22 protein-coding genes are annotated in these 24,646 nt (G+C 63.2%); 15 read left to right on the plus strand and 7 right to left on the minus strand.

Annotated features, from left to right (window positions below):
• Window positions 1-12: 12 nt before the first annotated feature.
• The 5 genes from J2W40_RS13625 to J2W40_RS13645 all read left to right on the plus strand — a co-directional run bounded on the left by J2W40_RS13625 (window position 13) and on the right by J2W40_RS13645 (window position 5,674).
• A complete protein-coding gene (locus J2W40_RS13625) occupies window positions 13-2,334 on the plus strand; it encodes a DNA translocase FtsK (protein ID WP_310225688.1) in 2,322 nt (773 codons plus the stop codon).
• A gap of 101 nt (window positions 2,335-2,435) precedes the next feature.
• On the plus strand, window positions 2,436-3,071 hold the full coding sequence (locus J2W40_RS13630) for a LolA family protein (RefSeq protein WP_310225690.1): 636 nt from the start codon (window positions 2,436-2,438) through the stop codon (window positions 3,069-3,071).
• A gap of 244 nt (window positions 3,072-3,315) precedes the next feature.
• Window positions 3,316-4,113, plus strand: a complete 798-nt coding sequence (locus tag J2W40_RS13635) for an exodeoxyribonuclease III (RefSeq protein ID WP_310225693.1) — start codon at window positions 3,316-3,318, stop codon at window positions 4,111-4,113.
• Complete coding sequence (gene ribA, locus J2W40_RS13640; RefSeq protein WP_310225695.1) at window positions 4,113-5,174, plus strand: GTP cyclohydrolase II; 1,062 nt, start codon at window positions 4,113-4,115, stop codon at window positions 5,172-5,174. Before J2W40_RS13635 ends, ribA begins: the two co-directional genes overlap by 1 nt.
• Window positions 5,171-5,674 carry a L,D-transpeptidase family protein gene (locus J2W40_RS13645; protein WP_310225697.1) on the plus strand — a complete coding sequence of 168 codons (504 nt, stop codon included), beginning with the start codon at window positions 5,171-5,173 and terminating at the stop codon, window positions 5,672-5,674. The genes ribA and J2W40_RS13645 overlap by 4 nt, the downstream gene beginning before the upstream one ends.
• On the opposite strand, the gene J2W40_RS13650 is transcribed toward J2W40_RS13645, so the two are convergent.
• Entirely contained in the window at window positions 5,671-8,433 is a 2,763-nt protein-coding gene (locus tag J2W40_RS13650) for a [protein-PII] uridylyltransferase (RefSeq protein ID WP_310225699.1), read from the minus strand. The two genes, J2W40_RS13645 and J2W40_RS13650, sit on opposite strands and share 4 nt — an antisense overlap.
• A gap of 9 nt (window positions 8,434-8,442) precedes the next feature.
• Window positions 8,443-11,085 carry a DNA mismatch repair protein MutS gene (gene mutS, locus J2W40_RS13655; protein ID WP_310225701.1) on the minus strand — a complete coding sequence of 881 codons (2,643 nt, stop codon included), beginning with the start codon at window positions 11,083-11,085 and terminating at the stop codon, window positions 8,443-8,445.
• A 123-nt stretch (window positions 11,086-11,208) separates the two neighbouring features.
• Between mutS and J2W40_RS13660 the strand changes: the two genes are divergently transcribed.
• The 4 genes from J2W40_RS13660 (at window position 11,209) to J2W40_RS13675 (ending at window position 16,341) form a co-directional block, all read left to right on the plus strand.
• Window positions 11,209-13,470 carry an NADP-dependent malic enzyme gene (locus J2W40_RS13660; RefSeq protein WP_310225703.1) on the plus strand — a complete coding sequence of 754 codons (2,262 nt, stop codon included), beginning with the start codon at window positions 11,209-11,211 and terminating at the stop codon, window positions 13,468-13,470.
• 40 nt (window positions 13,471-13,510) lie between these two features.
• A complete protein-coding gene (locus tag J2W40_RS13665) occupies window positions 13,511-14,008 on the plus strand; it encodes a flavin reductase family protein (protein WP_310225705.1) in 498 nt (165 codons plus the stop codon).
• A 141-nt stretch (window positions 14,009-14,149) separates the two neighbouring features.
• A complete protein-coding gene (locus tag J2W40_RS13670) occupies window positions 14,150-15,130 on the plus strand; it encodes a polysaccharide deacetylase family protein (protein ID WP_310225708.1) in 981 nt (326 codons plus the stop codon).
• Window positions 15,127-16,341 (plus strand): carboxylate--amine ligase, encoded by a 1,215-nt coding sequence (locus J2W40_RS13675; protein WP_310225710.1) that lies wholly within the window; start codon window positions 15,127-15,129, stop codon window positions 16,339-16,341. The genes J2W40_RS13670 and J2W40_RS13675 overlap by 4 nt, the downstream gene beginning before the upstream one ends.
• Here J2W40_RS13675 and J2W40_RS13680 read toward each other — a convergent pair.
• Together J2W40_RS13680 and J2W40_RS13685 are read right to left on the minus strand one after the other, a co-directional pair.
• Window positions 16,310-16,861, minus strand: a complete 552-nt coding sequence (locus J2W40_RS13680) for an arsenate reductase/protein-tyrosine-phosphatase family protein (protein ID WP_310225712.1) — start codon at window positions 16,859-16,861, stop codon at window positions 16,310-16,312. The two genes, J2W40_RS13675 and J2W40_RS13680, sit on opposite strands and share 32 nt — an antisense overlap.
• 67 nt (window positions 16,862-16,928) lie before the next feature.
• Window positions 16,929-18,254 (minus strand): methyltransferase family protein, encoded by a 1,326-nt coding sequence (locus tag J2W40_RS13685; RefSeq protein ID WP_310225714.1) that lies wholly within the window; start codon window positions 18,252-18,254, stop codon window positions 16,929-16,931.
• Between the two features lie 154 nt (window positions 18,255-18,408).
• On the opposite strand from J2W40_RS13685, the gene J2W40_RS13690 reads away from it, so the two are divergent.
• Window positions 18,409-18,738, plus strand: coding sequence for a hypothetical protein (locus tag J2W40_RS13690; protein WP_310225716.1), 330 nt, complete (start codon window positions 18,409-18,411; stop codon window positions 18,736-18,738).
• Between the two features lie 4 nt (window positions 18,739-18,742).
• Here the strand turns inward: J2W40_RS13690 and J2W40_RS13695 are convergent, their stop codons facing one another.
• Window positions 18,743-19,378: a DUF1345 domain-containing protein gene (locus J2W40_RS13695; protein WP_310225718.1), complete on the minus strand. Its 636-nt coding sequence runs from the start codon at window positions 19,376-19,378 to the stop codon at window positions 18,743-18,745.
• A 42-nt stretch (window positions 19,379-19,420) separates the two neighbouring features.
• On the minus strand, window positions 19,421-19,996 hold the full coding sequence (locus J2W40_RS13700; RefSeq protein WP_310225847.1) for a peptidase S14: 576 nt from the start codon (window positions 19,994-19,996) through the stop codon (window positions 19,421-19,423).
• Between the two features lie 139 nt (window positions 19,997-20,135).
• On the opposite strand from J2W40_RS13700, the gene ruvA reads away from it, so the two are divergent.
• From ruvA to J2W40_RS13725, 5 genes are all read left to right on the plus strand, one after another.
• A complete protein-coding gene (gene ruvA / locus J2W40_RS13705) occupies window positions 20,136-20,744 on the plus strand; it encodes a Holliday junction branch migration protein RuvA (protein ID WP_310225720.1) in 609 nt (202 codons plus the stop codon).
• Between the two features lie 43 nt (window positions 20,745-20,787).
• The gene (locus J2W40_RS13710; RefSeq protein WP_037474888.1) at window positions 20,788-21,033 is read left to right on the plus strand and encodes a ribbon-helix-helix domain-containing protein; all 246 of its coding nucleotides are present in this window, start codon (window positions 20,788-20,790) and stop codon (window positions 21,031-21,033) included.
• Window positions 21,026-21,328, plus strand: coding sequence for a type II toxin-antitoxin system RelE/ParE family toxin (locus J2W40_RS13715; protein ID WP_037474890.1), 303 nt, complete (start codon window positions 21,026-21,028; stop codon window positions 21,326-21,328). Before J2W40_RS13710 ends, J2W40_RS13715 begins: the two co-directional genes overlap by 8 nt.
• Window positions 21,325-22,347 (plus strand): Holliday junction branch migration DNA helicase RuvB, encoded by a 1,023-nt coding sequence (gene ruvB, locus J2W40_RS13720; RefSeq protein WP_069065663.1) that lies wholly within the window; start codon window positions 21,325-21,327, stop codon window positions 22,345-22,347. Before J2W40_RS13715 ends, ruvB begins: the two co-directional genes overlap by 4 nt.
• A gap of 133 nt (window positions 22,348-22,480) precedes the next feature.
• A complete protein-coding gene (locus J2W40_RS13725) occupies window positions 22,481-24,223 on the plus strand; it encodes an AMP-dependent synthetase/ligase (RefSeq protein ID WP_310225849.1) in 1,743 nt (580 codons plus the stop codon).
• Here J2W40_RS13725 and J2W40_RS13730 read toward each other — a convergent pair.
• On the minus strand, window positions 24,211-24,630 hold the full coding sequence (locus J2W40_RS13730; protein WP_310225724.1) for a Na+/H+ antiporter subunit G: 420 nt from the start codon (window positions 24,628-24,630) through the stop codon (window positions 24,211-24,213). The two genes, J2W40_RS13725 and J2W40_RS13730, sit on opposite strands and share 13 nt — an antisense overlap.
• Window positions 24,631-24,646 lie beyond the last annotated feature (16 nt).

A 24,646-nucleotide genomic window follows, 5' to 3' on the forward strand; every position in this document is an offset into this window, starting at 1 on the left:
CAAGGGTTTAGCATGGCTGTCAGCCGCACCGTGAAGCGCACGCCGGAATGGCGCGAAATGCTCAAGCGCAGCCTGCTTCGCAGCGGGGCGCTGATCGGCGCGATTCTGTTGATGCTGGCGACCCTGTTCGTCGCGATGGCGCTGCTCAGCTATACGCCCAGCGATCCGTCGATGAATACGGTCGCCGGGGACCATGTCGCCAATATCATGCAGGGGCCGGGTGCCTGGACGGCGGATTTCCTGCTCTGGCTGCTGGGCGTACCCGTGGCGCTGATCCTGCCGCTGATGGCTGTGACCGCACGCCGGATGTGGGGCGACCAGGATATGACCACATGGAAGGGGCAGTTCGGCAAATGCCTGTTCGGCATCGTCCTTATCGGCATTGCCCTGTCGCTGTTTCAGGATGATCCGCTGGTCGGCCTGCCCGCGGGCTGGGGTGGGGTGATCGGCCTCGTCACGGCCAAGGGGGTTGCCAGTCTCACGGCACAGGCACCCGCTGCTGCCCCTTGGATAACTGGCCTATTGGTGGTCATGACGCTGATCGCTGGCCTTATCGCCTGCTATCGTAGTCTGGCGCTGGAAAAGCCGATCATCGCGTTGCGCCGCCCGTCGCTACCCAAATTGGCGCTACCCCGCCCGACCCTGGCGTTGCCGGGTATCAGCAGCAGCAGCGACATCGAACCGGAGACGGACGGGGCCGAGCGCGTCATTGCGCCGCGCAAGCAGGTTTCGAACGAACCCAAGCCACCGATCACTATCCAGAGCCCCAAGCCCGCGCCGCCGCAGCGGCAGATGGCTCCGATCTCGCAGGATGACCTGTTCGGCCATAGCTCGCTACCCTCGCCCGATTTGCTCAATCCCATTCCCGCCAACCAGGGCGGCAAGATCGACAAGGCTGCGCTGGAACGCAATGCGCGGCTGCTCGAATCGGTGCTCGATGATTTCCATGTGAAGGGCAATATCGTCGAGGTCCGGCCCGGCCCGGTCGTGACCATGTATGAACTGGAGCCCGCGCCCGGCATCAAGGCAAGCCGCGTCATCGCGCTCGCCGACGATATCGCCCGCAATATGTCGGCGCTGTCGGCGCGCGTTGCGACGATTCCGGGGCGCACCGTCATCGGCATCGAACTGCCCAACGCCCATCGCGAGGGTGTGTCGTTCCGTGAACTCATCACCAGCGAGCAATTTGGCGGCGAAGGGACGCTGCCGATCATCCTGGGCAAGAATATTTCGGGCGAGCCGATCATCGCCGACCTGGCGCCCATGCCGCATCTACTAATCGCGGGCACCACCGGGTCGGGCAAGTCGGTCGGCCTCAATGCCATGATCCTGTCGCTGCTCTACCGCATGACGCCGGACCAGTTGCGCCTCATCATGATCGATCCCAAGATGCTGGAACTGTCCACCTATGACGACATTCCGCATCTGCTCTCGCCGGTCGTCACCGAGCCCCAAAAGGCCATCCGCGCGCTCAAATGGGCGGTCGAGCAGATGGAGGACCGCTATCGCATGATGGCGTCCATCTCTGTCCGTAACCTTGCCAATTACAACGAGAAGGTCCGCGCCGCCAAGGCCAAGGGCAAGCCGCTCGGCCGCCGCGTCCAGACCGGCTACGACCCTGAAAATGGCAAGCCCATCTATGAGGAGGAACAGCTCGATTTCCAGCCGCTACCGCAAATCGTGGTGGTCGTGGACGAACTCGCCGACCTGATGATGACCGCCGGCAAGGAAGTCGAATTTCTGATCCAGCGCTTGGCGCAAAAGGCGCGCGCGGCGGGTATCCACCTGATCCTTGCAACGCAGCGTCCTTCGGTCGACGTCATCACCGGCGTCATCAAGGCGAACCTGCCGACCCGGATCAGCTTCTTCGTGACCAGCAAAATCGACAGCCGCACCATCCTGGGCGAACAGGGGGCCGAACAATTGCTGGGCAAGGGCGATATGCTCTACATGCACGGCGGCAAGGGCTTGACCCGCGTCCATGGCCCGTTCGTCTCGGACGATGAAGTCCGCGTCGTCGCGGACCATTGGCGCGCGCAAGGCCAGCCCGACTATATCCAGGCGGTGACCGAAGAACCCGAAGAAGGCAGCTTCGCCCTCGACGGCGTGGACCTGGGCGATGACAGCCCCGATGCGCAACTGTTCCGCAAGGCGTGCCAGCTCGTGTTCGAAAATCAGAAAGCCTCGACCAGCTGGCTGCAACGCCAGCTCCGCGTTGGCTATAATAGCGCGGCACGCCTGATCGAGAAGATGGAAGAGGAAGGCCTGGTCGGCCCGCCCAACCATGTCGGTCGCCGCGAAGTGCTGCGCGATGAAAATGGCAATCCGCTATAACGGTTGAGCCAAGTTGCTGAACGGTAGGGAACGGCCGGGTTCACAGGTCGTTCAAGCCGCGCCGCCTAAACCGCATCCGTAACAACCGGAGTTTCTATCTGATGAAGCGCATCTCTCTGGCGCTGGCCATTGCGCCAGTCATTGCCGTCCTGCCCATGGCCGTGCCCGCTGTCGCCCAGGCGGACCAGTCCGACCTGACCAAGGTCAACGCCTATATCCGTGCGGTAACGACCATGACCGCCGATTTCACCCAGACCGACCGTAATGGCCAGAATCTGACCGGGCAGCTGACGCTCAAGCAGCCGGGCAAAATCCGCTTCCAATATCAGAAGGGCGTGCCGCTGTTGATCGTGGGCGATGGCAAGGCACTGACGATGATAGATTATGAAGTGCGGCAGGTGCAGCGTTGGCCGATCGGCAACTCCCCGTTGGGTGCGCTGCTCGATCCGTCCAAGGATCTGTCGAAATTCGGCAAGGTCGTACCCACTGGCGACCCGACTATATTGAGCGTCGAAGCGCGTGATCCCAAGCATCCCGAATATGGCACGATCACGATGATCTTCAAACGGGACGCGGGCAGCCCGGCCGGCTTGCAATTATATGGCTGGGTCGCGCTTGATTCGCAGAATAACCGCACCGCAGTACGGCTCACCAACCAGCGTTATGGCGCGGCGATCGCTGATTCGACCTTCCGCTGGACGGACCCCCGGCCACGCGGACGCGCGGCGGGCGGTTGAAACGAGCGGGATATGCGACAGGGTGATGGCTTTTCAAAACCGTTCATCTGCCGCTCATATGCCGACCGCTAATCATAATCCAACGGCGCGAAACGGTATCGGGATTTCCCCCCTGTTACCCGGTCCGCTCCCGCCGCGAAGCGCTTCAAGGGCGCGATCGAGACCCCCGTTCCATGCCCCCGGAGCGGGGGTCTTATCATGTCCGACGCTTGCGTGCGCCAACGCGGCCTTCTAGGGCGAACGCATGGCCCATACTCTTTCCATTTGCTCCTGGAACATCAACAGCGTCCGCGCGCGCATCGACATCGTCGAACAGCTGCTGCAACAGGAAGCGCCCGACATATTGTGCCTTCAGGAAACCAAGGTGGTGAACGAGATTTTCCCCACTGATATGTTCCGGCGCATGGGCTATGTCCACCAGGTGCTGAACGGCCAGCGCATGCATCATGGCGTGGCGATCATGAGCAAGGTGCCGATCTACGAAGATGACCGGTTCGACTGGCAGGCCAATGGCGAAGCGCGCCATGTCGGCGTGCGGCTGGACAATGGCGTGCGGATCGAAAATGTCTATGTGCCCGCTGGCGGCGACATCGCCGATCGCACGGTCAATCCGAAGTTCGGGCAGAAACTCGACTTTCTGGAGCGCATGATCGAATGGTCGGCCGCGCTGGACAATAAACCGACCATCCTGACCGGGGATTTCAACATCGCGCCGCTGGAATGCGATGTGTGGAGCCACAAGCAATTGCTCAACGTCGTCAGTCATACGCCCGTCGAATGCGACATATTGGCGCGGCTTCAAGCATCGAACGATTGGGTCGATATCGGCCGCCATTTCCACCCCGCGCCTGCGCGTCTCTATACCTGGTGGAGCTATCGCGCGAAGGACTGGGCGGAATCGGATCGCGGTCGTCGGCTCGACCATATGTGGATGACGCGCGACGTCGCGGACAAGGCGGTCAGCCATCGCGTGGTCGAACCCGCGCGCAGCTGGATCAAGCCGTCCGATCATATTCCCATCATCACTGATTTCGCCTTCTGATGCGCGCGCGCGACGCTGCCCGTGCGATCGACGCGCTGCGGCGCGGCTGGGCGATCAGGATTGTCGGGCTGGATGGTGCCATCCGCCTAATGGCGATCGAAGGGGCGGATGCTGTAACGCTGGCCGCCTTCGATCCGCAGGCGCGTGCCGACATCCTGATCTCCGCCGCCCGCGCCGAAACGCTCAAGCTCGCCAATCAACTGGCCGCTGCCGATCCCGATCTGCCAGTGCTGGTCGAGCGCGCGCCCTGGATCGACGCCGACGTCGCGACCGCGATTTCTGATCCGGTGCTAGACCTTGCCTCCCCGCTCAAAGGGCCGTTCCGCGCCCGCCCGCTCGCCGCGCCGCAAGCAGCGAAGGCGGCGCTGCGGCTGGCGCGCCTCGCGGGCATTCTGCCCGCCTATTTCCTGACGGAGGGCGATGAGGCCGTCGATGTCACCGTCCAGGCCGATGACATCGACGCCTATGACGATGCGATCCACCTCGCCATCGCCACACGAGCCAGGTTGCCGGTATCGGCCAGCGAGACGGCGGAGATCATTGCTTTTCGCAGTCCCGACGAACCGCGCGAACATGTCGCGCTGGTGGTGGGCAAGCGCGATTCCTCGCCCCCTGTCGTTCGCCTGCACAGCGAATGCCTGACCGGCGATGTGCTGGGCAGCCTCAAATGCGATTGCGGGCCGCAACTGCATCAGGCGCTGCATCAGATTGCCGACGCGCCCTGGGGCGTGCTGCTCTATCTGCGGCAAGAGGGGCGGGGGATCGGCCTCGTCAACAAGCTGCGCGCCTATGCGATGCAGGACCAGGGCTTCGACACGGTCGATGCCAATGTGCGCCTCGGCTTTGCGATCGACGCGCGTGATTTTTCCGTCGCGGCGCGGATGCTCGACCTGCTTGGCATGACGCAGGTGCGGCTTTTGACAAATAATCCCAACAAGGTGGCGGGGCTGGAAGCAGCGGGCATCGGCGTGATCGAGCGCTTGCCGATCATCCTGCCGCCCAACCCGCATAATGAACGCTATCTCGCCACCAAGCGGGACCGGACCGGCCACCAGCTATGAGCGTCATCCGCGTCGACAGCGGTGCGGGCGGACTGACTTACGATACACTCGTCATGCCCTGCACCATTGGCTGGGGTGGCACCTGTGCGGCGGCGGACAAGCGCGAAGGCGATGGCTGCACCCCGCTTGGCCGCTGGCCGATCCGTGGCGTGCTGCTGCGACCCGGTAAAGTGGAGGCGGTCGGCATTCGATTGCCCTGGCGCTGGATCAGGCCCGGCGATGGTTGGTCGGATGATCCTGCCGACCCTGCCTATAACCGGCCCGTTCGCCTGCCACGCGGCTTTTCGGCCGAAAGCCTGATTCGCGCTGACGATGCCTATGACATCATCCTCGTTTTGGGCCATAATGATGCGCCACCCGTGCCGGGGCAGGGCAGCGCGATCTTCTTCCACCTGTCCGAAGCCCGCCCCACGGCGGGATGCGTCGCCGTCGAGCGCGACGACATGCTCCGCCTGTTGCCCCTGCTCGCGCCGGGCGATGGGATGGAGATCGTCGCCTAGGCCCGCTCCAATGCCTCGCCCACCTCGCCGCCAGCGCCCTCCAGCAACCGCCGCTCCAACGTCTGCAGCCGCGCCTTGCTTTCGATCTTCCCGCCGAACAGATCGGTGACATAGAAAGTATCGACCGCGCGTTCGCCATAGGTGGCGACATGCGCGCTGTGGACCGTCACCTTCGACTGGAACAATCCATTGGCAAGGCTGAACAGCAGCGCAGGCCGATCACGCGCATTGACCTCGATCACCGTGAAGCGATTCGACGCCTTATTGTCGATCAGCACATTGGGCTCGATGCGGAAGGCTTCGGCGCGCGTTCGGGTCAACGGGCGCGCGCTCAGCTTGGTGATCAGCCGGTGGCGGTTCGACAGCGAATCCTCGATCGCGTTGCGGATGCGGGTGAGTTGATCGGGGCTATGGAACGCGCCACCCATCGGATCCTGCACCAGGAAATTGTCGATCGCCACGCCATCGCGGGTCGTATGGATGCGCGCGTCGATGATGTTGCCGCCCGCCAGATGGATGGCGCCCGCAATGCGATAGAACAGCCCCGGATGGTCGGCGGCATAGACGGTCACCAGTGTCGCGCCACGCTGCGGATAATAATGCGCTGCGATGGACAACTGCGCGTCGCCCGCTGCCAGCATATGTTCGGCATTGTGGATCAAGATGTCGTCGGGCTCGGCGATCCAGTAGGATTCGGGCAATCGCTTGCTGAACGCTTCGAACGTCGCTTCGTCCATATGAAGCGCCTCGCGCAGCGTCTTCTGCTTGGCGGTCACCCGCTCGCTGCGGCCCTTCTGCTTATGACCCAGCCGCAGCAGTTCCTCGGCCGAGTCATAGAGATCACCCAGCAACTGCCGCTTCCAGCTGTTCCAGACGCCGGGGCCGACGGCGCGAATGTCCACCACGGTCAGGCATAGCAAGAGCCGCAACCGTTCGGGGCTTTGCACCACGTCGACGAAGTCCACGATCGTCTTGTAATCGGCCAGGTCGCGCTTGAACGCCGTCGCCGACATCAGCAGGTGATAGCGCACCAGCCAGGCGACGGTTTCGGTTTCCGCCGGGGTGAGGCCAAGTCGCGGGCAGAGCTGCTCGGCCACCTGCGCGCCCAATATGCTATGATCGCCGCCCCGTCCCTTCGCGATGTCATGCAGCAACACGGCGATATAGAGCACCCTGCGCGAGAGCAATTTGCCCATCAGGTCGGTGGCGAGCGGATGATCCTGCGCCAGTTCCCCCTTTTCGATCCGGGACAGCAGGCCAACCGCACGGATGGTATGCTCATCGACCGTATAATGATGATACATGTCGAATTGCATTTGTGCGACCACCCGGCGGAAGTCGGGGACGAAGCGGCCGAACACCGTCGATTCGTTCATCCAGCGCAGCACTGTTTCCGGGTCGCGCGGAGACGTCAGCACGTCCATGAACGCGGCGTTGGCACGCGGGTCTTTACGGATCTTCGCGGTGATCAGCCCTGCGTCCCGGCTCGCGGCGCGCATCGCGGCGGGGTGGATGGACAGGCCATGGCGATCGGCCAGCGCGAAAATCTCCACCATCCGCACCGGGTCGGCCTGGAAGAAATCATCGCTCGGCAGCGATAGTCGTCCCCGGTCGAGCACGAAGCCGTCAAGCTTCTTGGGCCGCCGAAAGATGGCGGGAATATAGCGCCGCCCCTTTGGCCCCATCTGGTCATCCAGATGCGCCAGGAACACGGCGGTCAGGTCGCCGACGATTTTCGCGTTGAGGAAATAATAGCGCATGAACCGCTCTACCCCGGACTGGCCATGCCGTCCGGTAAAGCGCATCCGCGTCGCGGTTTCGAGTTGCAGGTCGAAGGTCAGCCGATCCTCGGCGCGCCCCGTGATGGTATGCAGGTGACAGCGCACTGCCCAGAGGAAATCCTCCGCCTTCTGAAACTGGCGCAATTCGATCTGGGTCAGCAGGCCGACATCGACCAGTTCGGCGACCGAACGAACCCGATTCACATATTTGCCGATCCAGAACAGCGTATGCAGGTCGCGCAGCCCGCCTTTGCCTTCCTTCACATTGGGTTCGACGACATAGCGGCTGTCGCCCATCCGTTTGTGGCGCTCGTCGCGCTCGACCAGCTTTTCGGTGACGAAGGCGCGGGCATTGCCCTGCATCACCTCCGCATCGAAGCGGACGGAGGTTTCCTCATACAGCGCCCGGTCGCCCCAGACATAGCGCGCTTCCAGTAACGCGGTGCGCACCGTCAGGTCGGCCTTCGCCATCCGCATCGTTTCGTCGATCGACCGGCTGCTATGCCCGACCTTCAGCCCCAAATCCCATAGCGAATAGAGCATCGATTCGATCACCTGCTCGGTCCAGCCGGTCGGCTTCCAGGGCGTGATGAAGCCGATATCGACATCGCTATGCGGTGCCATCTCGCCCCGGCCATAGCCGCCCACCGCGATCAGTGCGATCCGCTCGCCAGTGCTGCGATTGCCCGATGGATAGAGGTGATGCGTGGTGGCGTCATAGAGCAGGCGCAGAATCTGGTCGATCAGGAAGGCGAAGGCGGTCACCGTTTCGCGCCCGCGCGTGGGTCGCTGCTCCAGCCGCCGGGCGACTTCCACCCGTCCCTCTTCCAATGCCGCCTTGAGTTCCCCCACGATCAGCCCGCGCAACCGCATGGGATCGCCCTTATGCTCGTGCGCAAGGGCGTTGATGCTGTCGGAAATTGCGCGCCGGTCGATGATCGCACGGCGCGATCCCAAAGCGGGGAACTGCATGACCATGCGCGTTCTCTAGTCGGGCGTCGCCTCGGCTGCCAGTTGTTTCAATCGATATATGTGATCGAGTGCTTCACGCGGGGACAGCGCATCCGCGTCGATCGCGGCGATGGCCGCGCGCACCGGATCGGGCGCAGCTTCCTCTTGCGCCGCGGCCGCCGCGAACAGGGGCAGGTCGTCCAGTCCTGCGGCGATGCCGCCCGTCTTCGCCTTGCCCGCTTCCAGCCGGGCCAGCACATCCTTGGCGCGTTTGAGCACCGGCGCGGGTAGCCCCGCCAGCCGCGCGACAGCCAGGCCATAGCTGCGGTCGGCCGGTCCGTCGCTAAGTTCGTGGAGCAGCACCAGATCGCCCTTCCACTCCCGCGCGCGGACATGATGGAGGGATAGGGCGGACAGACTTTCGGCCAGCCGCGTCAGCTCATGATAATGGGTGGCAAACAGGCAGCGGCAGCGATTGACCTCGTGCACCGCCTCCACCACCGCCCAGGCGAGCGCCAGCCCATCATAGGTGGAGGTGCCGCGCCCGACCTCATCGAGAATGACGAAGCTGCGCGTCGTCGCCTGCGCCAGGATCGCGGCGGTTTCAACCATCTCGACCATGAAGGTCGACCGCCCCTTGGCCAGATTATCCGACGCGCCCACCCGGCTGAACAGCCGATCGACCAAGGTCAGCGTCGCCGATTGCGCCGGGACATAGGCACCCGCCTGCGCCAGGATGACGATCAGCGCATTTTGCCGCAGGAAGGTCGACTTGCCGCCCATATTGGGGCCGGTGACCAGCCACAGCCGGTCATCGGCGACCAGACAGCAATCATTGGCGACGAAAGCCTGGCCCTCGCGGCGCAGCGCGTCCTCCACCACGGGATGCCGCCCGCCATTGATCGACAAGCAGGGATTGGACCCGTCATCGGCGATCAGATGGGGCCGCTGCCAGCCGTCCTCTGCCGCCCGTTCAGCGAGCGCCGCTGCGACATCGAGCCGGGCGAGCGCCTGGCCTGCGCGCGCGATGTCGGCCTTGCGGGTCAGCACGGCGGCGATCAACTCTTCGAGATGCGCGGCTTCCGCGACCAGCGCATGCGCCCCCGCCTGCGCGACCCGCCCGGCCTCTTCATGCAGATCGACCGAATTGAAGCGCACGACGCCAGCGAGCGTCTGGCGGTGGGTGAAGCCGCTGGTCGGCACCATCAGCGCATCGGCGGCGCGGGCAGGCACCTCGACATGATAGCCCAGCACGCCATTATGGCGAATCTTGAGCGTCGCAATGCCCGTCTGCTCGCGATATTTGGCCTCCAGCGCGGCGATCGCGCGGCGACCGTCACCGGCCATCCGGCGCAGTTCATCGAGCGCGGGATCATAGCCATCGGCGATATAGCCGCCGCTCGCCGTCTCGGTCGGCGGCGCTGGCACCAAAGCGCGCGACAGCGCATCGACCAGCGCGCCATGGCCATCAAGCGCGGGCAGCAGCCGCGCCAGCAACAAGGGCGGATCAGGCAAATGCCCCAGCCGCTCGCGCAGCAGCCGCGCTTCGCCCAGACCGTCGCGCAATTGCCCCAGGTCGCGGGGCGAGCCGCGCCCGACCGCCACCCGCCCCAGCGCGCGGCCGATATCGGGCAGCGCCCGCAGCGCCGCGCGCAACTGATCGCGCAACCCCGCATCGTCATGGAAGAGCTGCACCAGCCCCAGCCGCGCCTCGATCCGGTCGAGGTCCATCAGCGGTGCGGACAGATACTGCCCCAGCAGTCGCGCACCCGCCCCTGTTACGGTGCGATCGACCGCGCCCAGCAGGCTGCCCGCACGCGCGCCGCTGGTGGTCGCGACGATTTCCAGACTCTCGCGCGTCGCCGCGTCGATCGCGACATGGCCGCCGCTCGTCTGGCGCAAAGGCGGCGCCAGGAAGGGCAGAGTGCCTTTGCCCGCATGGTCGAGATAGGCGATCAGCCCGCCCATCGCGGCCAGCTCCGCGCGGCCAAACTGGCCGAACCCGTCCAACGTCGCGACCGCAAACAGCCGCTTGAGCGCCGCTTCGGCGCGCGTGCTGGAAAAGGCCGCGCGATCGAACATATGCATGTTGGGCAGGTCGAGCGACGATCCCTCCGCCACCACCGTCTCGCTGGGACGCAGGCGCGCGAGTTCGGCATGAAGATCGGCTGTGCGACAGGTCATCGTCTCGAACCGGCCGGTTGAAATGTCGGCAGCCGCGATCCCGATCTCGCTGTCTCCGCCGACCTGCGCCAGCGCGACGAGCATATTGTCGCGCCGGGAATCGAGCAACGTCTCCTCGGTCAGCGTGCCCGCCGTCACGTATCGCACGATGTCGCGCGCCACGAGCGTCTTGCCGCCGCGCGCCTTCGCCTGCGCCGGGGTTTCGGTCTGCTCGGCAATGGCGACGCGATGGCCCGCCTTGATCAGCCGCGCGAGATAGCCCTCCGCGCTATGGACCGGCACCCCGCACATCGGGATCGGCGCGCCATCATGTTCGCCCCGGCTGGTCAGCGCGATGTCGAGCGTGGCCGCCGCCGCCTTGGCATCGTCGAAGAAGAGTTCGAAGAAATCGCCCATGCGGTAGAAGAGCAGGCAATCGCGCGCCTGTGCCTTGAGCGTCAGATATTGCGCCATCATCGGCGTAAGGGGTGAGGACGTGTCCGGGGCGCTGCGCATCGTGCCCGGATAGCGGCAAGGCGGCGCGCAGGAAAGAGCGTGAAAAAGCGGCCTTCTCGCACTTGCCCCCAAGCATGGCTTGCCGCTAGGGCCAAGGCAACGGACAGAAGAGGCGGATAACCGATGACCGATAAGTCGAGTGTGGAATTTTCCGAGCGCGAGGCGCTGTTTTTCCATTCGACCGGTCGCCCCGGCAAGATCGAGATCATCGCGTCCAAACCGATGGCGACGCAGCGCGACCTCAGCCTCGCTTATTCGCCCGGTGTTGCGGTGCCGGTGCTGGCGATCGCGAAAGACCCGGCCCTCGCCTATGATTATACCGCCAAGGGCAATCTGGTCGCGGTCATCACCAATGGCACGGCGATCCTGGGCCTTGGCAATCTCGGCGCGCTCGCATCCAAGCCGGTGATGGAGGGCAAGGCGGTGCTGTTCAAGCGCTTCGCCGACGTGGATTCCATCGACATCGAACTCAAGACCGAAGATGTTGATCGCTTCATTGATGCGGTCGAATTGATGGAGCCGACCTTCGGCGGCATCAACCTTGAGGATATCAAGGCCCCAGAGTGCTTCATCATCGAACAGACGCTCAAAGAGCGGATGAACATCCCGGTGTTCCACGACGACCAACATGGCACCGCGATCATCGCGGCGGCGGGCGTCATCAACGCGGCGATGCTGACCGGGCGTGAACTCAAAGACCTCAAGGTCGTGGTCAATGGTGCGGGCGCGGCATCGATCGCCTGCACCGAACTGATCAAGGCATTGGGTGTCGCGGGTGACAATGTCATCATGTGCGACAGCAAGGGCGTGATCTATCAGGGCCGCACCGAGGGCATGAACCAGTGGAAGTCGGCCCATGCGGTCAAGACCGACGCGCGCACGCTGAAAGAAGCGATGAAGGGTGCGGACGTATTCCTGGGGCTTTCGGTCAAGGGCGCCGTGACGCCGGACATGGTCAAGGATATGGGCGACAAGCCGATCATCTTCGCCATGGCCAACCCGGACCCGGAAATCACCCCGCCCGATGCCAAGTCGGTGCGCCCCGAAGCGATCGTGGCCACTGGCCGGTCGGATTATCCCAATCAGGTCAACAACGTCATCGGCTTCCCTTTCATCTTCCGCGGCGCGCTCGATGTGCGCGCGACGACGATCAACGAAGCGATGAAGGTCGCCGCCGCCCATGCCATCGCCGAACTGGCGCGCGAACAGGTGCCGGAGGAAGTGGCCAAGGCCTATGGCCGTTCGCACAGCTTCGGCCCCGACTACATCATCCCCGCGCCCTTCGATCCGCGCCTGATGGAAGTGGTGCCCTCGGCCGTCGCGCAGGCGGCGATGGACAGCGGCGTGGCGCAAAAGCCGATCGCCGACATGGCGGCCTATCGCCAGTCCTTGAAGGCGCGTCTCAATCCGACCACTTCGGTCCTGACCACCGCTTATGAAGTCGCGAAAGCCAACCCCAAGCGCGTCGTTTTCGCCGAAGCGGAAGAGGAAGTGGTGCTGCGCGCCGCCATCCAGTTCCGCGATCTGGGCTATGGCGTGCCGGTGCTGGTGGGACGCGGCGACGTGGTGGATAAGCTCAAGGCGCTGGGCGTGCGTGACCCGGATAGCTTCGAACTGCACAATAGCGTCAATTCGCCGCTCGTCCCCGATATGGTCGATCTGCTCTACGCCCGGCTCCAGCGGCGCGGCTATCTGCGCCGCGATTGCGAACGCATGGTCAATCGCGATCGCAATATCTTCGGCACGTTGCTGGTGAAGATGGGCGTTGCCGATGCCATGATCACCGGCATGACCCGTCCCTATGCGCAGACCCTGCGCGAGGTGAAGCGGGTGATGGACCCCGCCGTCGGCCGCACGCCGTTCGGCATCCATGTCATGGTAGCCAAGGACAAGACCGTGTTCCTGGCCGACACGACAGTCAACGAACGGCCGACGGCAGGCGAACTGGCCGACATTGCCGAAGGCACCGTCGCGGTCGCGCGGCGGATGGGCCATGACCCGCGCGTCGCCTTCCTCTCCTACTCCAATTTCGGCAACCCGCCGGGCGCCTTCCTGGAAAATGTGCGCGGCGCGGTAAAGCTACTGGACGAACGCGAGGTCGATTTCGAATATGAGGGCGAAATGACCGCCGACGTGGCGCTCAACCCCGCCGTCATGAAAAATTATCCGTTCAGTCGTCTGTCCGGTCCTGCCAATGTGCTGGTCATGCCGGGCCTGCAATCGGCCAATATTTCGGCCAAGCTGCTGCGTGAACTGGGCGGTACGTCGATGATTGGCCCGGTGCTGGTCGGCATGGAAAAATCGGTGCAGATCGCGACCATGGCGTCCAATGCATCCGAATTGCTGACGCTGGCGGTGCTGGCGGCGGGCGGGATCGCGCTCTGACCGGCGCGGCCTATGGGATGAGTTGTAGGAGCGATCGGGCATGAGTGACATAGTGAGTTTCGACAGCGCAACCTTCCGCCGGGTGCTGGGCCATTATCCCACCGGCGTGTGCGTCGTCACGGCCGTGGAGGCGGACGCCACGCCGATTGGCATGGTGGTCGGGTCTTTCACCTCGGTCTCGCTCGATCCGCCGCTAGTGGCTTTCTTCCCCGCCAAGACATCGAGCAGCTGGCCTCGGATCGAGGCGGTCGGCAAATTCTGCGTCAATATCCTCGCGAGCGATCAGCGGCCAGTCTGCCGCCAGATTGCTGGACCGGGCCCTGATAAATTTACGGGCATCGCCCATCGCGCATCGGCCAATGGTTCGCCGATTCTCGATAATGTCATCGCCTGGATTGATTGCACGCTGGACGCGGTGCATGAAGCCGGTGATCATTATATCGTACTCGGTAAGGTGGTAGCGCTGGAAGTCGATCGGCCGGAGCGACCGCTGTTGTTCTTTCAAGGGAGCTATGGCGAATTTTCGCTGATTGCTTGACGGTCTGATTGGGCATCCACTGTCTGGTTTGAAAAGATGCTGTTGTTTTCCAGGATAGCGGGCCAGACATATGCGAGACATATTACGGGTCATTAACGCCTCCTTCCTATGGAAGGGCGTTACCCTCTGACCGGACTGCCCATGACCGCGCTACTCATCACCGTTGATACAGAGCTGTCCTCATCGCTGTACCAGCGCGGCGTAGGCCTGTCTGAGAATGTCAGCCGCTCGATTTGGGCGGAAGCGCGGGGGCAGGCGCATGGCATCGGCTGGCAGATGGACATGCTGGAACGCTATGGTCTCAAGGGCGTCTTCTTCCTCGATCCCATGCCCGCACTGGTGCATGGCGCTGATTTCCTCGCACCCATTGTCGAGGTGATCGAGAGCCGGGGCCATGAAGTGCAGATGCATATCCATACCGAATGGCTCGCCTGGGCCAAAGACTCGCCGGTCGGCGGACGGCAAGGGCGCAATATCAGAGATTTTTCGCTCGACGATCAAATTACCCTTCTGAGCCGAGCCAAGGCGTTGCTGGAGCAGGCCGGGGCACCATCCATTACAGCCTTTCGCGCCGGCAATTTCGGCGCCAATGACGATACGCTGCGGGCGCTAGCTGCGATCGGGGTGATGTGGGACAGCAGCGTCAACCCCGCTTATCTAGACCATGGATGCGCCATCACGGCCGATCCAGCGCAGATCGGCGCGCAATGGATGCAAAATATTGTCGAACTGCCGGTATCGGGTATCCAAGATCGTCCCGGCCATTTCCGCCCCGCGCAGATATGCGCGATGTCGGCGAGCGAAATGCGCGCAGGCCTGCGTCACGCCGCGCGGATGGGGCATGACGCCTTCACGGTCGTCACCCACAGTTTCGAAATGCTCTCCCGCGACCGGCAACGCCCCAATGTCATGGTCAAGAAACGGTTCGTGGCCTTGTGCCGTGAAGCCGCGCGCTTGCCGCAGGTGCGGGGCGTGGGGTTCCGCGAAATCTCCCCCGCTATGGCCGATTCGTCGCCAAAGCCCCTGACGCGCGTTGCGCCCAGCCGGGTGCGGACCGGGCTGCGGCTGGCGCAGCAGGCGTGGGCGACGTGGCGATACGAACATCGGTTGATTCCTGCGTGAACGACTATCCGGTCGCGCTCGTCCTTGGTCTGGAAAATGCCATCGGCCTGACAGTCGTTCGCGAACTGGGCGAAAGGGGCGTCCCTGTCCACGGCATCGCCCGCGAAGCGGCACCTGTGGCCGCAGCCTCGCGACACTGCACCGCAATGATCGCGCGCCCGCCTGGATTGATAGCCGACTGGCTGCCCGACCTTATCCGCAGCACGGGGGCAGGGGCGGTGCTGGCTATTTCCGAATCCGACCTGTTGGAACTCTCGACGCTGCCGCCTGTCATCGGTGACTGCCATTTGCTGGTGCCCCGGCCTGCGCCGCTGGCCAAGGTGCTGGACAAGCTTCGTACGCTGGAAATTGCGGAGCAAGTCGGATTGTGCATTCCGCAAACCTGGCAACCCCGAACCGGCGAAGATTTCGCGGCGCATGTCGCGGCGATGCGCTATCCGCTGGTCGCCAAATGGGCCAATCCGCCGGAAATCATGCCGGTCCTGGAACGGGCGGGCTTGGAATGGCTCAAGACCGAATATGTTCGCACGCCTCAGGAACTGGCAGCATTGCTTGATCGCTATGCGCGCGTCGGACATTGGCCGCTGATTCAGCAATATTGCCGCGGCGTTGGCCTCGGCCAGATGCTGTATATGGACAATGGTCAGGCAACCTTGCGCTTTCAGCACCGCCGCCTGCACGAATGGCCGCCCGAAGGTGGTGTATCGACCCTCTGCCGGGCGGAGCCGAACACCGCGCATGCGGCGCAAATGCGGTTGTCGGAAGCGCTGCTGTGTGCGCTCGACTGGCAGGGGCAGGCGATGGTCGAATATCGCTACGAAGCCGAAAGCGGTCGCTATTGGCTGATGGAAGTCAATGGCCGTTTCTGGGGCAGCTTGCCGCTGGCGCGCCATTGTGGTGCGCTGTTTGCCTGGGAAGCCTATCGCCGCACGGTCCTGCGCCAGACGGACGCCGCACCGATACCGCGCGATACGCTCCGTGCCCGCTACATGGTGCCCGAAACCAAGCGGCTTGCGCGTATTTTGCTCTCGCCGGGACGGATCAGCGATCCCTTCTTCAGACGTCGGCCGCTCACTGATTTGGGTGCCTATCTGCTCAGTTTCTTCGATCCGCGTGCGCGCTATTATGTTTTCAGCCTGTCAGACCCCCGCCCATGGCTGCGTGACATGACGCAAATGTTCAGGAAAGCCGTGCGCCGGGGAAAGCGCTGACCAGCGCGCTGACGGCACCTTCGATCCGGGCCAGGCATCGCAGCATATAGCGGTCATCAAGCCTGTAGGGATCATGCAGATGGGGAAGCATCGGCCGCGTCCAGCGACCCAGCAGCATGCGGGGCAGGCCGGTGAGACGCGGGTCTGTCGCCAGCCGATGCAATTGCCGCACTTCCATCGCCAATAATAGATCGCCTGTTTCGGGCACATAATCATCCATATCGACGGCACAGTGCGCACTCATGTCATGGCCTAACGTCCGTGCAGCGACGATCGCGGGTTCATGGGCCGGGCGTCCGGTCGTGGTCGACAGGCCGAAGGAGGCACTGTTCAACCCTATGTTCCGCGCTACCACATCAGCAAAGGCGCTACGGCAGATATTGCCCTGACACACGAACACCAGCCGTCGAACATGCGCGGGATCTGGGTTGACGCTGCCGGACCGGCCAAGCGCCAGTTGCGGATAGGCCAGCGCAAGTCGCACCAGTCCACGGAACGTACCGAAACGGGATCGGATCATGACGATGACCTGTAAAAGGCGTTGGCAAAAAGACGGCCTTTGCAGGCTTCATTCAGAGGGGGTGATATCATGCAATGCGCGGGGGGGTGGGCTGTTCCGTCGCCTGCGGCCCGCTCGCTATGTCCCGCTTGCGCCCGGTGACCCACGCGAAGAAGCGAGGCACCGGGGCGTTGCGTTCCATCCAGTCGCTATAGGCACGATAGTCGGGGTCGGCAGACAGATGCTGCTCCTCGGTGCGGGCGCGCCAATAATAGACGGCGTTGGTAAGGCCCAGCATCGCGCAATTGCGCACAATGTCGGTGATCGACCCGCTGACGCTCAGGAAGGGCAGCGCTGAAAACCACCAGAACAGGTTCTTCGACAAATAGGCCGGGTGCCGGGTCCAGCGATAGGGACCATGAGTCAAAATGCCGCGATGGGTGAGGTTGGAAAAGCGCAGGCCGAACGCCATCGTCGCCCAGGCATAGATGGCGGTCAGCAGCACCAGCCATCCGCCCAGCAACCATTGCAGCGTCGTCGACCCCTGCGTCCAATAATCCCACTCGGCACCGCCCGCATGATAATCGAGCGGGCCGCCACCGCCCATCAAGACGAAAGGCGGATAGCAGATGAGCGCGGCCAGCCAGCCGGCGAGATAGGGATTGGCGGTACGGATATGCGAATCGAGCGGCTTGAAGGTCAGGATATAGCCGACCGTCGCCAGGCAGACGTCGATCATGAACATGACCGCGATCAAGAAGCTGGCCAGCGCGATCGGATTGGCCAGCGCATCGGTGATCCGCCATTCCACGACGCTTGAAAAATTGCCCGGTACGATCGACACCATGAACGCCAGGAAGAAGCCCTTTACCGCCCAGGCGCGGGCGTGATGGGCGACCTGCACCATGTCGGGCGCACTCGCCGCGCCGCCGATCACCCATTGGCCAAAGCTGTAAGAAGCGTCCTTCGGCTCCACCATCCGCCGGTCGATCCAGATGATATAGGGGATGGAGAGCGCGAGCAGCCACGGAGCTGCACTGGTGAACAAGTCCATCGAGAAGCGGTAATTGCCGCTCCAATACCAGCGCGCGACGCAATAGAAGATGGCGATGACGAGCCAGGTTGCCCATAGCCCGGCGATCTTGACGATGCTGATGTCCAACACGCTGCGAACCGGACGGGCGGGTGCGTGCCAGTCAATTCCCGTCGAGGCATTGCGATGCACCTTGTCGATCAGCAGCGACCATAGCACCATCGGCACGCCGCAGGCGACGACGGCGGCCAGTCCGGCATGGGGACCGTTCATGCCATAATGGCGCGCGACCAGCGTCCAGAGGCTAAGGCCCGCAAGGCCAGCGATACCGACGCCATGGCTGACGGCGGATTTGGGGCAGGGATCGTCAGAGTCGCTCATGGCGGCAAGACCTAGCAAAATTTGGTAAGCAAGCGGTGAAGGCTTTGGGCGAGAGCCAGGGTCCAGACAAACTGCTTAACCTGCAGCAAGGCCGTGAACCCATTTTATCTCAATGCGTTATCCCCTCATCAACCGATAATGATGGAGGCAGGAGATGACGATCGCGGTGCGGTTTCCCGATGGCAGCATCCAGAATGTACCTGCCCAATTGCGGGAGATCAGCGATTCCCCCGGCTCCAAAGCCTCGCCGCGTTTCGAGCGCGTTCCGCTCAATTGCGATTCCAACTGGACCTTTCATCGTCATGGCGAGAACTGGTACGCGATGCCACGGTCCGGCAGCCTATCCGCGCTGCGTCCGGTCGTAGCGGAATGGTGGCGGTCTGTGGCGCATATGGAGGATGATGCCGGGAAGGCCGTTGGTCCGGCCAAAACAGCGCGTGGCCAACGGCAGCGCCAGCGATCCGGCTGGGGCAACGCCGCTTAAGACGTTACCCGCCCAACACGTTGATCGTGAACGCCAATATGCCAAGATTGAACAGGAATGCGGCGAGGCTCTGAAACAGCGCCGTGCGGCGCATGATGCCGCTCGTCACGGACACATCGGACGTCTGGAACGTCATGCCGAGCGTGAAAGCGAAATAGAGAAAGTCCCAATAACCTGGCTCGTGCGTATCTGGAAAGTCGAGGCCGCCACTATCCTCTCCCTGCGGATCGGCGCGATAGAAGATATGCGCATAATGCATCGCGTAGACGAGGTTGGAGAATAGCCACGCCACCAGCAGCGTGATCAGCAGCAGCGCAACTGTTGCCGCCTTATGCCCGCCCTGCTCCCCAACCGCGACGCCGACAGCGACCAGAGCGACCAAGCTGACGATGGCAGTAATCAGCAGCATCAAATCGCGATTGGCATCATTCGCAGCGGCCTTGCGCCGCATCGCCGCGGCATCGGCCCGGATGAGGGATGTTACCGACAGCATGAAGGCGATTGCGGCCATATCGAATCCCGCCATCACCGCCTGATGCCAGGGCAGAACCAGAGCCAAAGGCGCGATCGTCGCCAGAAACGCCAGGAACATGCCATAGCGCCAGGGGAAGATCGGCGATCCTGATCGAATGCGGTTCATGCCGGATACCAACGCGCAATGAGCAGATCGCGCAAGACCTGATCACAGCACCGCGGCAATCAGCCCCCGCGCGCGCGCTTCATTGGCTTCGAGATACCAGTTTTCGGGCGCTTTTTCGAGCAGCTCTTCCATCGTGATATCCGATCCCATGATCAGATTGTGGAAGCCTTCATTCTGGATCGCGATCGACGACTGGATTTCGTTGAGCGTCCCCTTCAGCGTCGCGATGCAGGTCGATAGCGGGCCGGCGAGCTGGATCGTCTTGGTGATCAACCGCTCATGGATCATGAGGCGCGTGCCGCGCGTGACATAGCGGTTTTCGGTCGCGAAAAAGCTCATGAAGGTCGCGCCCGCCGAATAGACCGCGGTGCGGCCTAGAAATACCAGACGCCGTTCGGGATAAAGATCGGAATGGAAGCGGATATCTTCGCCCATCAGACGAGCGATTTCGGGGTCACCGCCCAAGGTGGAGATTTCGACCACTACCAATCCCTGCTGCGGCGCAGTGGACAGGCAATTTTTGAAATGAAGATACATGCCATGATCGACCACGCCCGAAAGCATGATCGCGGGATATTCGAAATCCTTGGGGCCGAGCATTGGCGCGGTCATTTGCATCATATTCGCCTTAAAATGGAATGGGTTTGGGCAGCATTACGCATGGCACGCCGAAAAGCTGCCTTAGGCACCTATTCTTTTAACTGGCGCGCCGCGTGACAGGCTGTAAAGAACAGATCATGACCAAAAGGCAGCGGGCATGATCGCGAAACTCAAGGGGTTGCTGGACAGCACGGGCATCGACCATGCCATCATTGACGTGGGCGGCGTCGGCTATCTGGTCGGCGCATCGTCGCGCACGCTCGCGGCCCTGGGGTCGGTGGGGGAAGCGGTGACGATCTACACCGAAATGCTGGTGGCGGCGGATTCGATTCGCCTCGTCGGCTTCGCGCGCGCGGAGGAACGCGACTGGTATCGGCTGCTGACCCATGTGCAGGGCGTTGGATCGCGCGTGGCGCTGGCGATATTGTCGGCGCTCGAACCGCTGGAACTGCACCGGGCCGTCGCCATGGGGGACAAGGCGATGATCGCCCGCGCTAATGGCGTCGGTCCCAAGCTGGCCCAGCGCATCGTCAATGAATTGAAGGACAAGATCGGCGCGGCCCCGGTGGGCAGTCCGATCGGCACGGGCGGCGTGGCCGTGCTGCCAACCGGCAGCTTCGCAGCCGACGCACTGTCCGCGCTGCAGAATCTGGGCTTCAAACCCTATGAAGCCAGCACCGCCGTCGCGTCCGCCGAGGCCGAACTGGGTGACGACGCCAGCTTGGACGCGCTGGTGCGGCTGGCGCTGCGGAAGGCGGCGAAGTGATGGGCGCATTGGATTGCATGGATAAAAGGCTTATGACGTGACCATGGCCGACCTCAACATCTCCATGCCGCCCGCCCTTGAACAATGGGTCGATGCCCGTCTGGCACAGGGGCGCTATGTCGATGCCGCCGATTATCTGCGCGACTTGGTTCGCCGCGACCAAGAGGCGTCCGAATATGATCGACAATGGGTTCGCGCCCGCCTTGAAGAGGGCTTCGTGTCAGGCATTGTCGATGCAGAACCGGAAGATGTCCTGAAAGAGATTATGGCGCGCTTGCCGGATGCCTAAGATCAGGCTGACGGTCGCCGCCCGACAGGATCTGATCGCCATTCAGGATCATGGTCTTGAATATTTCGGTCTGGAGGCTGTTCGGGTGCACATGCAGGGTTTCGAGCGCATCTTCGCCTTGTTGCGCACCCATCCGGCGGCGGGCGAGGCGAGACCCGATTATGGCGACGGCATAAGAGCTTTTTCGCATCGACCCCATCGAGTGCTATATCATGTCGGCGAGCAAACCATCTTGATCCTGCGTATACTGCATTCCGCGATGGACGCGCCGTCGGCCTTGGGACGTCGTCCATGACCGACGACCGCCTCCTAACACCCGCCCGCCGCGTCGAGGATGTGGATGCTGCGCTGCGTCCCAAGTCGCTCGACGAATTTATCGGGCAGGAGGCAGCGCGGGGGAATTTGCGCGTGTTTATCGAGGCGGCGAAGGCGCGCGGCGAGGCGCTGGATCATGTGCTGTTTTTCGGCCCGCCCGGCCTTGGCAAGACGACGCTCGCGCAGATCGTCGCCAAGGAAATGGGCGTCGGTTTTCGCGCCACGTCCGGGCCGGTCATCGCCAAGTCGGGCGATCTGGCAGCGTTGCTCACCAATCTGGATGAGGGCGACGTCCTGTTCGTCGATGAAATCCACCGGCTCAATCCGGCGGTTGAGGAAGTGCTCTACCCCGCGATGGAGGACCGCGCGCTTGACCTGATGATCGGGGAAGGGCCTTCGGCGCGGTCGGTGCGCATCGACCTGCCGCCCTTTACGCTGGTGGGGGCCACGACGCGGCAAGGCTTGCTGACGACGCCGCTGCGCGACCGGTTCGGCATTCCCGTGCGGTTGCAATTCTACACGGTGGACGAGCTGGAACTGGTGGTGCGGCGCGCGGCGCGGTTGCTCGACCTTGCCATTACGCCCGATGGGGCGATGGAGATTGCGCGACGATCGCGGGGGACGCCGCGCATTGCGGGAAGGCTGCTGCGCCGGGTGCGGGATTTCGCCAATGTCGCGGGCGTCGCGGCCGTGGACGCTAAGGTTGCCGATGCCTCGCTTCGGCGGCTGGAGGTCGATGAACTGGGCCTCGACCTGATGGACCGACGCTATCTGATGATGATCGCCGACATTTACCGTGGTGGGCCGGTGGGGGTCGAAACGCTGGCGGCGGGGCTTTCCGAAGCGCGCGATACGATCGAGGAAGTGATCGAACCTTATCTCATCCAGCTTGGCCTCATCGCCCGCACGGCGCGCGGCCGTTGCCTCAACGGGCCGGGGTGGAAGCATCTGGGCCTTAATCCGCCGCAGGATGTGCAGAACGGGCTTTTCGATGGATGAAGCCCCATAAAGTCGATGGCCGTTACGGCAAGGCGGAGCTATAGCCTGACGATGAGCAGGCGCGCATCAGATGCGCCGGAACCGCAGGAGCAGAGCCTTGAGGGCCATCGAAAAATTCCCCAATCTGGTCACCATGTTCTTCGCCCGCGCAGGCGAGAAAGGCGACGCGCCGTTCCTGTGGCGCAAGACGGACGGCGCTTGGCAGTCGCTAAGCTGGAACGCGGTGGCACAACAGGTCGCGTCCCTGTCTGCCGCGCTCAAGGCGCAGGGGTTGAAGCCTGGCGATCCGGTGATGTTGGTCAGCGAAAATCGCCCGGAATTCTGCATCGCCGACCTCGCCATCATGGCGGCGGGGTGCATCACCGTGCCGACCTACATCACCAATACAACGCGCGATCACCAGCATATATTGACCGATAGCGGCGCGCGCGCCGTCATCGTTTCGACCGCCAAGCTGGCGCAGGTGCTGATGCCAGCCGTCGTCCGGTCGCAGGCCGACTTCATCATCGGCATGGAGCCATTGCGCGGAACACAGGGGCAGATCGCCTGCCATATGTGGGATGATCTGATCGCGGCCCACCCGGTCGATGTCGCCTCCTGCGCCGCCGCCCAGACCGCGGCGCGCCAGGACCAGGCCTGCATCATCTACACCAGCGGCACCGGCGGGGCGCCGCGCGGGGTCATGCAGCATCATGGCGCGATCCTGCTCAATGCCGAAGGGGCAGGCGCGGTCGTGGCGGAGGATTTCGGCTGGGGGGAGGAGGTTTTCCTGTCCTTCCTGCCGCTGTCGCATGCCTATGAACATAGTGGCGGGCAATTTCTGCCGATGCTGCTGGGCGGGCAGATCTATTATTCCGAAGGGCTGGAAAAGCTCGCCAGCAATATCGAGGAAACGCGGCCGACCATCATGGTGGTTGTCCCCCGCCTGTTCGAAGTGCTGCGCGCGCGGATCATGAAGTCGATCGAGAAGCAGGGCAAATTCCCCAATTATCTGATGGCCCAGGCACTGCGTATCGCGGCGAAGGAGCAGCATGGGCGCAAATCCTTGCTCGACCGGCCGATGAAGGCGCTGCTTGCCCGCACCCTGATCCCCAAGATTCGCGCCCGGTTTGGCGGCCGGTTGAAGGCGCTGGTGTCGGGCGGCGCGCCGCTCAATCCCGATGTCGGCCTGTTCTTCGACGCGATGGGCCTGACTCTGCTTCAGGGCTATGGCCAGACCGAGGCGGGGCCGGTGGTGAGCTGCAATCGCCCGCGCGCGGGCATTGCCATGGACACGGTCGGCCCGCCGCTGGATGGCGTGGAAGTGAAGATCGCCGAGGATGGCGAAATTCTGGTCCGCGGCGAATTGGTCATGCACGGCTATTGGCGCAATCCGGCGGAAACCGCGAAGGTGCTGAAGGATGGCTGGCTCCACACCGGCGACATTGGCGAATTCGACGCCAAGGGGCGCATCCGCATCACCGATCGCAAGAAGGATCTGATCGTCAACGACAAGGGCGACAATGTCGCACCGCAAAAGGTCGAGGGGATGCTGACGCTGCAGGCCGAGATCGGGCAGGCGATGGTCCATGGCGACCGGCGGCCTTATCTGGTCGGGCTGATCGTGCCGGATGCGGAATGGACGCTGGAATGGGCGCAGGCCAAGGGGCTGACGCTGGCGGAGGCGCGCGCCGATCCCTCCTATATGGCGGCGTTGCGCGCGGCGGTGGACCGGGTGAATAGCGACCTGTCGGTGACCGAGCGGGTTCGTCGCTTCATCTTGGCCGACGAACCGTTCACGATCGAGAATGAGGAAATGACCCCGTCGATCAAGATCCGACGCCATGTGATCCGCAAACGCTATGCCGACCGGCTGGACGCGCTTTACAAAGGCTGAGCGGGTTCGCCTGAAGGCTGTTTCGGTCGGTCTGCATCAGCAACGCCGAATGTCGCCCATTCCGCAGCCCCGGCAGGCGATTCGGGCAGCATCCTGGCGGTTTCGACCGTCATCCGGGTTTCGCTATGCCGCCGATGGATATAGGCTTTGGCAATCATATTGGCCGAGATCGGCGCGGTGATGAACAGGAAAAGCGTGATCAGCAGTTCATGCGCCGACCAGCTAAGGCCATGGGTCGGGAAATAGAGCATCGAGGCCATCAGGCACCCGCCCACGCCCAACGTGGTTGCCTTGGTCGGGCCGTGCAGGCGGCTCATCAGCGATGGCAGGCGCGCCAGCCCCCAGCTTCCGATCAGCGCGAAGGCACCGCCGAGCAGGATGAGGAACGCGATGAGGATGTCGATCATGGCAGTCATTCCGGCT

The organism is Sphingobium xenophagum (genome assembly GCF_031457465.1).
Lineage (GTDB): Bacteria > Pseudomonadota > Alphaproteobacteria > Sphingomonadales > Sphingomonadaceae > Sphingobium > Sphingobium xenophagum_A.

Coding starts and splice junctions, on each gene's coding strand:
- J2W40_RS13700 (WP_310225847.1), bottom strand. CDS start 19,996: ATGCAAATGACCGCGCCAATGCTCGGCCCCAAGGATTTCGAATATCCC.
- J2W40_RS13660 (WP_310225703.1), top strand. CDS start 11,209: ATGACCGATAAGTCGAGTGTGGAATTTTCCGAGCGCGAGGCGCTGTTT.
- J2W40_RS13645 (WP_310225697.1), top strand. CDS start 5,171: ATGAGCGTCATCCGCGTCGACAGCGGTGCGGGCGGACTGACTTACGAT.
- J2W40_RS13715 (WP_037474890.1), top strand. CDS start 21,026: ATGCCTAAGATCAGGCTGACGGTCGCCGCCCGACAGGATCTGATCGCC.
- J2W40_RS13725 (WP_310225849.1), top strand. CDS start 22,481: ATGTTCTTCGCCCGCGCAGGCGAGAAAGGCGACGCGCCGTTCCTGTGG.
- mutS (WP_310225701.1), bottom strand. CDS start 11,085: ATGCGCAGCGCCCCGGACACGTCCTCACCCCTTACGCCGATGATGGCG.
- J2W40_RS13625 (WP_310225688.1), top strand. CDS start 13: ATGGCTGTCAGCCGCACCGTGAAGCGCACGCCGGAATGGCGCGAAATG.
- ruvA (WP_310225720.1), top strand. CDS start 20,136: ATGATCGCGAAACTCAAGGGGTTGCTGGACAGCACGGGCATCGACCAT.
- J2W40_RS13695 (WP_310225718.1), bottom strand. CDS start 19,378: ATGAACCGCATTCGATCAGGATCGCCGATCTTCCCCTGGCGCTATGGC.
- J2W40_RS13730 (WP_310225724.1), bottom strand. CDS start 24,630: ATGATCGACATCCTCATCGCGTTCCTCATCCTGCTCGGCGGTGCCTTC.
- ribA (WP_310225695.1), top strand. CDS start 4,113: ATGCGCGCGCGCGACGCTGCCCGTGCGATCGACGCGCTGCGGCGCGGC.
- J2W40_RS13635 (WP_310225693.1), top strand. CDS start 3,316: ATGGCCCATACTCTTTCCATTTGCTCCTGGAACATCAACAGCGTCCGC.
- ruvB (WP_069065663.1), top strand. CDS start 21,325: ATGACCGACGACCGCCTCCTAACACCCGCCCGCCGCGTCGAGGATGTG.
- J2W40_RS13665 (WP_310225705.1), top strand. CDS start 13,511: ATGAGTGACATAGTGAGTTTCGACAGCGCAACCTTCCGCCGGGTGCTG.
- J2W40_RS13630 (WP_310225690.1), top strand. CDS start 2,436: ATGAAGCGCATCTCTCTGGCGCTGGCCATTGCGCCAGTCATTGCCGTC.
- J2W40_RS13710 (WP_037474888.1), top strand. CDS start 20,788: ATGGCCGACCTCAACATCTCCATGCCGCCCGCCCTTGAACAATGGGTC.
- J2W40_RS13650 (WP_310225699.1), bottom strand. CDS start 8,433: ATGGTCATGCAGTTCCCCGCTTTGGGATCGCGCCGTGCGATCATCGAC.
- J2W40_RS13690 (WP_310225716.1), top strand. CDS start 18,409: ATGACGATCGCGGTGCGGTTTCCCGATGGCAGCATCCAGAATGTACCT.
- J2W40_RS13670 (WP_310225708.1), top strand. CDS start 14,150: ATGACCGCGCTACTCATCACCGTTGATACAGAGCTGTCCTCATCGCTG.
- J2W40_RS13685 (WP_310225714.1), bottom strand. CDS start 18,254: ATGAGCGACTCTGACGATCCCTGCCCCAAATCCGCCGTCAGCCATGGC.
- J2W40_RS13680 (WP_310225712.1), bottom strand. CDS start 16,861: ATGATCCGATCCCGTTTCGGTACGTTCCGTGGACTGGTGCGACTTGCG.